Here is a 12,830-nt window from a genome sequence, read left to right as displayed (position 1 = left end):
CAAGCCTGCCAGCCAACTAAATGGCCGTCGGCCACCACCCTGGAAACATCTGCTGCACCCGGGGCTCGGCAAAGCGCTCATCAATCAGCACCAGTACGCCACGGTCCTGGTCACCTCGGATAACCCGGCCCGCCGCCTGGATCACCTTGCGCACCCCCGGGTAGAGATAGGCGTAATCGAACCCCGCACCAAACTGCCGCCCAAGGCGCTGCTTGAACTGCTCGTTGACCGGGTTGACCTGCGGCAGCCCGAGTGTTGCGACAAACGCGCCGATCAAGCGCGTGCCCGGTAAATCCACCCCCTCACCAAAAGCACCGCCCAATACGGCGAAGCCGATGCCCTGCCCGTCGCTGACAAAACGATCGAGAAATGCCTGACGGGCCGCCTCGTCCATGCCCGGTTCCTGAGCCCATTGCGGAATCTGCGCATGCTGCTCTGCCAACAGCCCTGCCACCTGCTGCAGGTATTCGAAACTGCTGAAGAAGGCCAGGTAGTTGCCCGGCATCCGCTCATACTGCCGGGCAATCAGCTCGACGATTGGCGCCAGAGAGGCGTGACGCTGCTGGTAACGGGTAGACACCTGGCTGGCAATCCGCACCTCAAGTTGCTCTGCGCGAAACGGCGCGGCCACTTCCAGCCAGGCGGTGTCGGCTGGCATGCCCAGCAGGTCGCTGTAGAAATGCCGCGGGCTCAGTGTGGCGGAAAACAGCGTCACGCTACGCGCCGCCTGCATGCGCGGGGCCAGCAAGCGCGCCGGGGTGACATTGCGTAGGCACAGCGTGGCCAGCCGGCGCTTGCGTGGGCCCTGGCGCTGGCTGATGTCGAACAGGAAGTGCTCGTCGAACAGCTCGGCCACCCGGGTGAATTGCAAGGCGTGGTAGAAGAACTGCAACACCTGCGGGTCCATGTGCGCGGGCGCCTGGTTCATCTGATCCTGAATCAACCCGATGCACTGCTGCAAGGCGCGCAACAAGCCTTCGGGCAACGACTCGCTGGCCTGATACGGCGCACGCTGCTCTTTATACAACGCGTTCCATTGCCGGTTCAGCCGGTCCAGCGCACTGCCAAGCCCGGGTGGTTTGCTCTGGCGCAATGCCAGCAACTGGCCCTGGTCGAGGCTGGCGCTGTACATGCCGCGCCCACGCTCGACCAGGTTGTGCGCTTCGTCCACCAGTACGGCAACGCGCCACTGGTTGAGCTGGGCAAGGCTGTACAGCAGCGCATGCGCATCGAAGTAGTAGTTGTAGTCGGCGACCAGCACGTCGACCCAGCGCGCCATCTCCTGGCCCAGGTAGTACGGGCATACCTGATGTGCCAAGGCCACTTCACGCAGGTTGGCGCGGTCGAGCAACGGCAGTGCTGCCGCCGCTTCGCGCGCCGCCGGCAAGCGGTCGTAGAAGCCCGCCGCCAATGGGCAGGACTCGCCATGACAGGCCTTGTCCGGGTGCTCGCAGGCTTTGTCGCGGGCGATCAGCTCCAGTGTGCGCAACGCGGGCTGGGGCGTTGCATCGGTAATCTGGCGCATGGCGTCCAGCGCCAGCGCCCGGCCCGGCGTCTTGGCCGTGAGAAAGAACAGTTTGTCCAGCTGCTGCGGCACCATGGCCTTGAGCAGCGGGAACAAGGTACCGAGGGTCTTGCCAATGCCGGTGCTGGCCTGGGCCATCAGGCAACGGCCGGTACTCACCGCCTTGTACAAGGTTTCGGCCAATTGCCGCTGGCCCTGGCGGAACTGTGGGTAGGGAAAGCTCAGTGCCTGAAGGCCCTGATTGCGTTCGGCCAAACGTTGCTGCTGGCATTGAGCCCAGCCCAGAAAGCGCTGACACTGGATTTCGAAGAAGGCCCGCAGTTCAGTAGCCGTGAAATGCTCACTGAACAGCGTCTGCCCATCGCTGTCGACGTCCAGGTACACCAACGCCACCTCGATGGCCGACAGTTGACGTGCCTGACACATCAGCCAGCCATAAACCTTGGCCTGCGCCCAGTGCAACTGCCGGTGGTTGGCCGGCTGGCGCGTCAGGTCGCCACGGTGTGTCTTGATCTCTTCCAGGCGATTGCTGGCCGGGTCGTAACCATCGGCACGGCCGCGCACCTTGAGGGTTTCGAACTGGCCTTCGAGGGTAATTTCCGACTCGTAGCCGGCAGCACGCCGTGCCACCACCCGCTGGTGCCCTTCAATGCCCTCTTGAGCGGTGGGCGACGGGGTGAAGCGCAGGTCCAGGTCACCGACCTTGGCACTGAACTCGCACAAGGCGCGCACCGCCACGCTGTAGCTCAAGGTGTTTCGCTCCAGCGTACATGGCACACCGCGACCGGCAGTCCGTGTTGCCGGCAGAATTCCAGCCAGCGCAGTTGGTTATCCTGCAGGCGGTCACCGGGGCCCTTGACCTCGACCATGCGATAACGGCCCTGCTCGGGCCAGAACTGGATCAGGTCGGGCATGCCGGCACGGTTGCTGCGAATGTCCTGCAACAGGCGCAGGAAGCACTGCTTCAACTGGGCCGCCGGCAGGCAAGCCAAGGCCTGCTCCAGCAGTTCCTCGCTGAGCATGGACCAGAACACGAATGGCGACTGCAAACCCTGCTTGGCCTTGTAGCAGTCGAGAATCGCCTGGCGATGGCTACCCTCGTCGAGCCGACCGAGGCAGTGATCGAACAGCGCACTGCGCCGTTGCTGGAAGTCGCTGTCGTGCAGGTCTTGCGGCCCTGCCTGGAACGGGTTGAAGAACGCGCCGGGCACCGGAGCAAAGATGGCCTCCCAGCACAACAGGCCAAACAGGCTGTTGAACAGCGTGTTCTCCACGTAGTGTGCCTGGCCTCCCGCTTGTGCCAGATGCTGGCGCACGGCTTCCTCCACGCCGAGTGCTGCGTGCTCGCGGGGCAGTTCGAGTTCGATCAGCTCCAGTGGCGCAACCCGCTGGCGCCGCTGTGGCGGGCCGCCGAGTTTTCGCGCCAGGCGCGGCAGCATGCGCTCCAGCGCCTGCACCTCCAGCGCATTGGCAGGTGCCGCAGCCAGCTGCAACGCCAATGCGTGGGCCTGGGGCCATTGTTCGCTGCGCTCCAGCACCCGCACCTGGCGGATACGTGCCTGAGCATGGTTGCACTGCGCATACACGGCCATGGCCAGGTCCCATTCAGCCAGGCGCTCGCAGTGTTGGCCCAGGGCGAATTGCAACCGCGCATGGCGCCGCGCCAGCCAGGGGTTGTCGCTGTGCAGGCCCTGCAACGCCGCGAGGATTGGCAGCGGGTCGCCGCCCTGCTCCAGGCGCTCGGCGCACTGGTGCAGCGCCATGGCCAGGTCGACTTCGGCACGTTGCTGCAAGGCACGTGAATCGGTGCTGAACGGTACCTGCTCGTAACGCAGTACCCCCAGGTCAGCGAGGACGAAGTCAGACCAGTCCTGGTACAGGTTGCCGAAGAACAGCAGACGCATGCGGTCGCACAGGGGCTGCAGGCACCACTGGACAATGCGTACCTCGCTGTCAGGGAACCACTCGCTCAGAGGTCGGGCAGCCAGCTCCAAGGGTTGCAGCTGTGCCAGCAGATCCTGCTTGGCGGCGCGGGGGCGGCTCAATTGCGGGGCGAAGCAACGGGCCAGCTCGTCTTTGCGCAGCAAGGCGAACAGTTGCTCCAGTGCCAGTTGCTCGGGCTCCCGTACCCAGCCGAGGGCCTGCAACGGCTGCAGCGCCAGCGCGGTATCGCCGATTTCGACGTAGTCCAGCCGGTCGCTGCGAAACAACTCGCCCTTGCGCATGACCATGCGCACCATCAAGGCCTGAGCGGGTGCCTCCAGTTGATTGAAGGCCTGGATGAACGCCAGCTCCTGGTCATCGAGCAGGTCCTGGTAGCGCTGTTCTACCCACAGCAGCACCTGGCGGAAATTGTGCAGGTAGTAGAACGGGTCGTCGACGGAATGAGCGATCACAAGTACAGAGTCAGGCGGCTGGAACAACCACTGGTTATACATACAGACCAGCGCGCCTGGCAAGTACCGTGGGTCACTCCGTCGCGGTGACCATGTCCCCCGCCTCGGCCTTCACGCTGCCAAGCGGCGCCTGCAGCAGCAGGAAGTAAGCCACCGCCGAGCACAGCGCCACCACCGCACTGATCATGAACGCCGTGGTGAACGAGCCCGAATACTGGATGCTGAAGCCGGTCACGATCGGCGCGACAGAGCCGGCGATGTAACCGCCGAAGTTCTGGATCGAACCAAACGAGGCCACGCGCTGGCTGTCGACGATGGTGTTGACGATCATCCAGGCGGTTGCGCTGGCCATGTTGATGCTGAACAGCGCCAGGCACAGCAGGATGATGCAGCCGGTCAGGCCGGTGACGAACGACAGCGGCAAGGTGAACAGTGCTGCCAGCACCAGGCCGGTGATGACACTGAACTTGCGGCTGCCCAGCACACTCATGCCACGTTTTACCAGCCAGTCGCAGAAGCGGCCGGCAACGATAGTACCTGCCGCGCCAAAACCGTAGGCCAGCGACACGACCCAGGCGGTCTTGTACAGGTCCAGGCCGTGCTCACGCTCGAAGTAACCCGGCAACCAGGTCAAGTGCAGCCACAGCATGTAGATCACACCCATGAAGCCCAGTACCGCCCCCCAGGTGCTGCGGTGCTTGAACAGGTCGAGCCAGCCGGCAAAGTAAGAAGGCTTCGGCGCGTGCACCGAGGACGCGGGCGCCTGGTGCTCACCCGGCAGCGGCTTGCCTTCGGCTGCCAGCTCGGCCAGGTATCGCGCCTTGCTTTTGTAGAAGCTCAGCCAGCACACCGCCAGTACCACGCCGATCACGCCTGTAATGATGAACATGCCGCGCCAGCCGAAGTTGACCATGAACAGCGTCAGCAACGGCGGTGCCAGACAGGGACCAAGGCAGGTCGACGACCACACCACGCCGGTTGGCGTGCCGCGTTCGTTGGCATCGAACCACTCCGACAAAGCCTTGGCGGCCGACGGGAACATCGGCGCCTCGCCAATCCCCAGCAATACCCGCAGGCCCATGAAACCGGCAAAACTGCTGACCATGCCGAACGCAGCCTGGGCAACCGACCAGCCCAGCAACGAGGCACCGAGGGCGATCTTGCTGCCCAGGCGGTCGATGATCATGCCCATCGGCAGTTGGGCAAAGGCATAGGCGATGGAAAACGCCGACAACAGAATGCCCATCTGCGAAGGGCTGATCATCATGTCTTTCTGGATGGAGGTGTTGGCGATCGACAGCGCACTGCGGTCCAGGTAGTTGACGATGCCGATCAGCAGCAGGAACACGACGGTGATGCGCTGGTACTTCTTCATAGGGTTCATGTGTCGACCTTTATTATTATTGTTGCCGCGCTGTCAGCGCCTTGGCGATCCCTCGTTGATGCTGCGCCCCTCCCTGGCGCAGCGTGTCGTTCAGGGCCTGCGTGCAGTGGCTGCAACCTCCAGCAAGCCACGCCGGCCGAGGTTGTCGATCAGCGCGCGCAGGCCGAACGCCCATTGCGGTGCCAGGTCGCTGGTGGTCACGCGGTTGCACAAGGTGCCCAGTTGCGGGTTGCTGATGCTCACCACATCGCCCGGCTTGTGGGTAAAGCCGTTGCCCGGCTGGTCGCGGTCCTGCTTGGGCGCGAACAGGGTGCCAAGGAACAGCACCAGGCCGTCGGGGTATTGATGGTTTTCGTTAAGCGTCTGCTGCACCAGGTCTTGGGGGTCGCGGCTGATCTGGCGCATGGAGCTGCGACCCGACAGGACGAAACCGTCTTCACCCTCCACCCGCAGGTCCACCTCGGCAGTGCGAACGTCGTCCAGCCCGAAGCTTTCGTCAAACAGCCGCAGCAGCGGCCCCAATGCAGTGGAGGCGTTGTTGTCCTTGGCTTTGGACAGCAGCAAGGCACTGCGCCCTTCGAAGTCGCGCAGGTTGACGTCGTTGCCGAGCATGGCGCCCTTGATACTGCCATCGCTCGACACCGCCAGCACCACTTCCGGCTCCGGGTTGTTCCAGCTGGACTTGGGGTGGATGCCGATGTCCGCGCCATGGCCAACCGCCGACAGCGGCTGGGCCTTGGTGAATACTTCGGCATCCGGGCCAATGCCCACTTCCAGGTATTGCGACCACAGGCCCTGCTCCACCAGCACCTTGCGCAGCGCTTCGGCTTGAGCCGAACCCGGCACGATCTGCGAAAGGTCGGCGCCAATGCGGCTGGCCAAGGTGTCACGGATCGCATCGGCCTTGGCCGGGTCACCCTTGGCCTGCTCTTCCACCACACGCTCCAGCAGGCTGGTGGCGAAGGTCACACCCGCGGCCTTCACCGCCTGAAGGTCGATGGGTGCCAACAGCCATGGCTGGCGCGGGTCGCGCCGGGCGGGGTCGCTGTTGGCCAGTAACGCCGGTAGCGCAATGAGCGGCTCGGCCAACGGCAAGGCACGCAGGTATGCGGCCGGGTCATCCACTTCAAGCAGCGCCGAGACCGTCGCCACATGGCTGCTGATATCGTAGACGGCGCCAGCCTTCACCCGCACCACCGCCGGCCCCTGTTCCGGCAACCAGACGCGCCCTACCCAACTGCCACTGTCGAACACGCTGGCATCAAAACTTAGCGGTAGCGGTTGATGGGTGTTCGATCGATCATCAGTCATCTGTGTACCCTTACTGTGCATCATTGGGAAAATGTCGGCAGTTCCATCAGCCCGGCCAGGCGGTCGAGGTCGGCCATCAACTGCGGCGACAGGCTTACGCCCTGCGCCAGTGCCTGGCGACGCAGGGCAAGGCCGGCTTGCCCGGGCAGGCGTACCGGGCGTTCGGGATCGAGCGGGCGGCTTGCCAGAATCAGGCGGCCAAGGAAGCTGGTTTCGTGGGTGAACGCCTCCAGGCCACCGAAGAAGCGCGGGTCAATGACCACGGCAGTGGCCGAGGCGCCCCACTGGGTGGGTTCGTCCTTGCGTCCATGACCGGCCAGGCCCGAGGTCAGGGCTTCGACCAGCAGCGCCAAGGCGAAGCCTTTGTGACCAAAGGCCTGCCCCCCCAGAGGCAGGATGCTGCCTGGCGGGGTAGTGAAAAAATCGCGCGGGTCGTCACTCAGTTGCCCGTCGTTGCTCACCAGCACCGGGTGCGGCAGGCGGCTGCCGGCATCGCGGCATTGGCCCACCAACCCGAGGGTGACAGTGGACATGCTGACGTCCAGCAGTATCGGCTCGCCCTGGGTCGGTACACCGGCAGCAATCGGGTTGGGGGTGTACACGGGGTCGATACCGCCATGGGCGCAGACCAACGCCACAGACGGGTCCGACGAGTAGACCATGGCCACCAGGCCTTGGTCGGTATAGGGCTTCAGGTAGGCGGCCAGGCAACCTATGTGCGAAGCCCGGCGCACCACGGCGATACCGATGCCCTGCGCGGTTGCACCTTTGGCTGCGCAGTCCAGTGCACGGCTGACGCAGTATGGCCCCAGTACATAGTGGCCATCGAACACGCTGGAAATACCACTGTCCGACACGTGCTCCAGCGCCTGTGCGCGGGCCTTGACCTGCCCGCTGAGGATGCCATCGATGTAACGGCTGACCAGGTTCAGGCCATGGGTGCGGTGCCCGAGCAGTTCGCCTTCGAGCAGCACCCGGGTGACCACTTGGGCGACTTCGCTATCGGCACCGGCTTTTACGAACAGTTGCTCGACAAAGGCGGTTAGCGCTTGCACGTTGTAACGTGTGGGTTGGGTCATTACGGTTGCCTCGAAAATGGGACTGCAACGGACGATCAGGTCACGGCGCCAATCTGCCAGGGCACGAATTCGTTCTGCCCATAGCCGTGCTGTTCGCTCTTGCTGCGCGCCCCGGAGGCAATGCGCAGCATCTGATCGAAGATGTACGCACCCCGCTCCTCGATGCTGGTGGAGCCATCGGCAATGCCACCGCAATTGACGTCCATGTCTTCTTGCTGGTGCTCGAACACCCGGTTGTTGGTAGCCAACTTGATCGACGGCGCGGGGGCACAGCCGTAAGCCGAGCCTCGACCGGTGGTGAAGGCGATCAGGTTGGCCCCGCCGGCCACCTGGCCGGTGGCCGAGACCGGGTCGTAGCCGGGGGTGTCCATGAACACCAGGCCTTGTGCGCGCACGGCTTCGGCATACTGATACACGTCGACCAGGTTGCTGGAACCCGCCTTGGCCACCGCGCCCAGGGATTTCTCGAGGATGGTGGTCAGCCCGCCTGCCTTGTTACCGGCCGAAGGGTTGTTGTTCAGTTCGGCGTTCATGCGCTGGCAGTAGTCTTCCCACCAGCGAATGCGCGCCACCAGCTTCTCACCCACCTCACGGCTGACTGCGCGGCGCGTCAGCAAGTGCTCGGCGCCGTAGATTTCCGGGGTTTCGGAAAGGATCGCGGTACCACCGGCGGCCACCAAGCGGTCAACCGCATTGCCCAGTGCGGGGTTGGCGGTAATCCCCGAGTAGCCATCGGAGCCGCCGCATTGCAGGCCGACTACCAGATGCTGTGCGCTGACCGGTTGACGCCTCACCTGGTTGGCCTCGGCCAGCAGGCTGCGAACCTGCTCGATGCCTGCCGCGATGGTTTTCGAGGTGCCACCGATGCCTTGGATCGTGAAGGCACGCAACTGTGCGCTGGCCTGCAGGCCCTGGGTTTCCAGCAGGCTTTCAATCTGGTTGGTTTCGCAGCCCAGGCCGATGATCAGCACGGCAGCGAAGTTGGGATGCACGGCGTACCCGGCCAGGGTTCGGCGCAGCAGGCCAAGGGCTTCGCCGCTGGGGTCCACGGCGCAGCCGGCACCGTGGGTCAGGGCCACCACCCCGTCGATGTTCGGGTAATCGGCAAGCGCTTCGGGGTGGATGTCGCGGCGGAAATGGTCGGCCACCGCCCGGGCTACCGTGGCCGAGCAGTTCACCGACGTGAGTATACCGATGTAGTTGCGGGTAGCGACCCGGCCATCGGCGCGCACAATGCCTTGGAACTGCGCTGCGCTGCCCGGCTGGCTGCGGGTATCGACACCGAAGGCATAGTCGCGGGCAAAGTCACCCATCTGGACGTTGTGCACATGCACATGGTCGCCGGCATCGATGGCCTGCGATGCAAAACCGATGATCTGGCCGTACCGGCGCAGCGGCTGGCCCTGCTCCACACGAACCGTGGCGAGCTTGTGGCCCGAGGGGATAGGCTGGCGCACGGTAATCGCCTCGGCCTCCAGGCGCAGGCCTTGCGGCAGCGGCTGACGGGCGATCAGTACATTGTCCAGCGGGTTCAGGCGGATGACGGCAGGGTCACCGGATTTGGCAATCAGTTGCATGGGACCTCTCAGGGCGGTGCGGCTGACTTCTTGTTATGGCTGTGGCCACTTTAAGAAGCCTTGCGTGGCATTCCCAATGAGATGATCCGATCAAGCGATAACCTGAGGTTATCGCAAGAGGATTTCAGCACCTGATTATCAATCACCTGTGAGGCCATGAGGGCTGCGCTACACGGCCTCGGGGCTATCTCTATACGGCCCTGCGACGCTGCGCACCCTCCAGCAGGATCTCGACAAACGCCCGAGCCGAAGCGCTCAGCGGTTCCTCCTTACGGGTGACCACACCATACTCCAGCGCAGGTACATGCAAGGGGCTGCGCAGCTCCTTGAATTGCCCGCTGGCCAGCTGTGCGGCAACCATCGAGCGCGGCAACATGGCAATCATAGGTGCCGATTGCAGCAGCTGCAGGAACATCGGCATGGAGATGGTCTCGACACTGTCGGCAGGCGTGGCGATACCGGCCACCCGGAACGCCTGCTCCAGGCGGTTGCGGATCGGCGTGCCCACCGGGTACAGCACCCACGGCCAGTCGCCTAGCGCTTCAAGGGGTGTGCTGTCGAGCTGGTTGAGCGGGTGCTCGCTGTTCACTACCAGGCTGAAAGGTTCGGGCTCCAAGGGCTGGAAGTCGAACAGCTGGCTGAAGCGTTCCTCAGTAAAGCGGCCGATCATGATGTCCAGCTTGTTCTGCTCAAGCATGGCCAGCAGGTGATCGCTGGAGTGCTCCACCACTTCAATCGACAGTAACGGGCTGCGCGCCTTGATGGCGGCGATGGCCTGCGGCAGAACCAATGCAGTCGCGGCAAAGATACCGCCAACACGAATAAAGCCGTGCCCGCCGTTGCGCAGGCGGTTGACCTGGTCGACGAACTGCTGCGACTCGGCCAGCGCACCCTGAGCGTAACGCACCACGTACTCGCCCAGTTCGGTAGGTGGCATGCTGCGCGGCAAGCGCTCGAACAGGGCGAAGCCGAACTGCTCCTCAAGGTCGCGCAGCATCTTGCTCAGGGCCGGCTGGCTAAGGTTCATGCGGGTGGCGGTTGCATGCATGTTGCGCGTGCGCGCCAGGGTGTCGATCAGCACCAGGTGCTTGTAGCGAATCCAGTTGCAAAAGCTGGAATGGGTCATGTCCGGCGGCATAGACGCAGGGCCTCATGCTGGGTGAAGGTCATTGCGCCCGCAAGTAGCGCAGCAAAGTATCGAGGGCAACCGAGTGGGGCCGTGAACGCAAGGTGAGTACACCGAGGTTGGCCATGGCCAGCGGCAGTTCCACCGGCAGGATGGCGACCATCCCATAGCGGGCATAGTGCTCGGCTACGTCATTGGGCACCACTGCAATCATTTCAGAGGCTTCGAGCATGGCCGTGGTTGCCAGGATCGAGGCGGTTTCGACGATGTCCAGCGACTGCACCATGCCGCCGGCCTGCAGCGCGCTTTCGACGCGGCGGCGCATCGGGCTGCCGATGGGGTGCAGGATCCAGGTCAGGCTCACCAGGTCTGCCAGCTGCAACCCGGTGGCGCGGGCCAAGGGGTGGCCTGCGCGGGCAATCACGCGCATCTGCTCACCCCCTTCGAACAGCTCGATGTTCAGCGCCTGGCTGTCGCTCTGGTCCGGCAGGCGCCCCACCACCATGTCGAAGTCACCGCGCAGCAAGGCGGGCAGCAAGGTATCGCTGGTACCGACTTCCAGGGCGATGCGTACCTTGGGGTGGTCGTGCTTGTAAGCCAGTATCGCCTTGGTCAGCACGCCCGGCACCGGCCCCATGACGCTGCCCACGCGCACCAGGCCCAAGGCCCCGCGCGCCAGCTCGGCGATTTGCGCCTGGGCATGCTCGAACTCATGCAACGCGTTCTGTGCGTAGCGGATCATCACCTCGCCGTACAGCGTTGCTTGCATGCCCCTTGGCAAACGCTCGAACAACCGTACGCCAAGACGCTCCTCCAGTTGTTGCAGCAACAGGCTGGCCGCCGGTTGCGTGGTGTGCATCGCTGCCGCAGCGCGGCGCAGGTTGCCAAATTCGCCCAAGGCATTGAGCAGCGTGATCTGCCGGCTGGAGATTTTCAGTGCGCCAAGGCTGGCAGGCGCCTGGGCGTTATCGGGCGGCAAGCGAGACATATCGAATCCGGTATCGCTGATTAAGATTTGGCGATTATGCCTGTATCGCTCGACAACCTACAGTCAGCGCTCCCAGTGCTTGAACAGAACAAGAGCCGACCATGAGCATTCGTATTACCCACCTCAGCGTACGTGACATCCGTTTCCCCACTTCACTGTCGCTGGATGGCTCAGACGCCATGAACAGCGCCCCCGACTATTCTGCGGCCTATGTGGTGCTGCACACCGACGCCGAGGCCCTCGAAGGCCACGGCCTGACGTTCACCATCGGCCGAGGCAACGAGATATGCGCGGCCGCGGTGCAGTCACTGGCGCCCTTGATCGTCGGCCTCACCCTCGATGAAATCACCGCCGACATGGGTGGTTTCTGGCACCGCTTTACCGTCAGCGACAGCCAGCTGCGCTGGCTGGGCCCGGAAAAGGGCGTGATCCACCTGGCCACGGCCGCCATCATCAACGCCGTGTGGGACCTGTGGGCCAAGCACGAAGGCAAGCCCGTATGGAAACTGCTGGCCGACATGACGCCGGAGCAACTGGTGCGCTGCCTGGACTTCAGCTATGTCACCGACGTGCTCACCCCCGAAGAAGCCATTGCCCTGCTGCGCCGCCAGGCGCCAGGCAAAGCCCAGCGCGAGGCACAGATGCTGCGTGAAGGCTACCCCGGCTACACCACCGCGCCAGGCTGGTTGGGCTACAACGAAGAAAAAATGCGCAAACTGGCCCGCGAGGCCGTGGAAGATGGCTGGACCCACATCAAGCAGAAGATCGGCGCCGACCTGGAAGAAGACATTCGCCGTGCCACTATCCTGCGCGACGAAATCGGCTGGGAGCGCACCCTGATGATGGATGCCAACCAGGTGTGGGGGGTCGAGGAGTCGATCGCCAACATGCGCCGCCTGGCCGCCTTCGAACCGTTGTGGATCGAAGAACCGACCAGCCCGGACGACATTCTCGGCCACGCCACCATTCGCCAACGCATCGCGCCGATTGGCGTGGCCACCGGTGAACATTGCCACAACCGTGTCATGTTCAAGCAAATGTTCCAGGCCGGTGCGCTGGACTTCTGCCAGCTGGACGCTGCCCGCCTGGGCGGCCTGAACGAGGTGCTGATCGTGCTGCTGATGGCGGCCAAGTACGACGTACCGGTGTGCCCGCACGGGGGTGGCGTCGGGCTGTGCGAATATGTGCAGAACATCGCCCTGTTCGACTACATCGCAGTGTCTGCCTCGCTGCACAACCGGGTGCTGGAGTACGTCGACCACCTGCACGAGCACTTCATCGACCCGGTGGTGATCCGCCGCGGGCGCTACATGCCGCCACAACGCCCGGGCTACAGCATCGAAATGCACGCTGAAACCCTGGAGCGCTACCAGTACCCCAACGGCGCCGTGTGGCTCGACATCAACCGCTCCTGACCCACAGACCTTGGCGTGTCGCGGTTACG

9 protein-coding genes are annotated in these 12,830 nt (G+C 63.9%); 1 reads left to right on the top strand and 8 read right to left on the bottom strand.

From position 1 onward, the window contains the following. Positions 1–16: 16 nt before the first annotated feature. The 8 genes from D906_RS11300 to D906_RS11265 form a co-directional block, all read right to left on the bottom strand. On the bottom strand, positions 17–2,275 hold the full coding sequence (locus D906_RS11300) for an ATP-dependent DNA helicase (RefSeq protein ID WP_025753032.1): 2,259 nt from the start codon (positions 2,273–2,275) through the stop codon (positions 17–19). Next, positions 2,272–3,921: a VRR-NUC domain-containing protein gene (locus D906_RS11295; protein ID WP_025753034.1), complete on the bottom strand. Its 1,650-nt coding sequence runs from the start codon at positions 3,919–3,921 to the stop codon at positions 2,272–2,274. The genes D906_RS11300 and D906_RS11295 overlap by 4 nt, the downstream gene beginning before the upstream one ends. Before the next feature lie 73 nt (positions 3,922–3,994). Continuing rightward, on the bottom strand, positions 3,995–5,296 hold the full coding sequence (locus D906_RS11290; protein WP_019098283.1) for an MFS transporter: 1,302 nt from the start codon (positions 5,294–5,296) through the stop codon (positions 3,995–3,997). A 99-nt stretch (positions 5,297–5,395) separates the two neighbouring features. Then, positions 5,396–6,640 (bottom strand): fumarylacetoacetate hydrolase family protein, encoded by a 1,245-nt coding sequence (locus D906_RS11285; RefSeq protein WP_371257718.1) that lies wholly within the window; start codon positions 6,638–6,640, stop codon positions 5,396–5,398. Beyond that, positions 6,637–7,695: an Ldh family oxidoreductase gene (locus D906_RS11280; RefSeq protein ID WP_025753039.1), complete on the bottom strand. Its 1,059-nt coding sequence runs from the start codon at positions 7,693–7,695 to the stop codon at positions 6,637–6,639. Before D906_RS11280 ends, D906_RS11285 begins: the two co-directional genes overlap by 4 nt. 35 nt (positions 7,696–7,730) lie before the next feature. Then, a complete protein-coding gene (locus D906_RS11275) occupies positions 7,731–9,272 on the bottom strand; it encodes a UxaA family hydrolase (protein ID WP_016714163.1) in 1,542 nt (513 codons plus the stop codon). 190 nt (positions 9,273–9,462) lie between these two features. Then, positions 9,463–10,410, bottom strand: a complete 948-nt coding sequence (locus D906_RS11270) for a LysR family transcriptional regulator (protein WP_016714164.1) — start codon at positions 10,408–10,410, stop codon at positions 9,463–9,465. Positions 10,411–10,438: 28 nt separating this feature from the next. Next, the gene (locus tag D906_RS11265; RefSeq protein WP_016714165.1) at positions 10,439–11,386 is read right to left on the bottom strand and encodes a LysR family transcriptional regulator; all 948 of its coding nucleotides are present in this window, start codon (positions 11,384–11,386) and stop codon (positions 10,439–10,441) included. 101 nt (positions 11,387–11,487) lie between these two features. Here D906_RS11265 and D906_RS11260 point away from each other — a divergent pair, with 101 nt between their 5' ends. Further along, positions 11,488–12,801, top strand: a complete 1,314-nt coding sequence (locus D906_RS11260) for an L-fuconate dehydratase (RefSeq protein WP_019098281.1) — start codon at positions 11,488–11,490, stop codon at positions 12,799–12,801. The last annotated feature ends 29 nt before the right edge of the window (positions 12,802–12,830 follow it).

Source organism: Pseudomonas sp. LAIL14HWK12:I1 (assembly GCF_003202095.1).
Classification (GTDB): Bacteria; Pseudomonadota; Gammaproteobacteria; order Pseudomonadales; family Pseudomonadaceae; genus Aquipseudomonas; species Aquipseudomonas monteilii.
The sequence above is the reverse complement of the archived record's forward strand: the minus strand, read 5'-3'. Positions and strand labels throughout refer to the sequence as shown.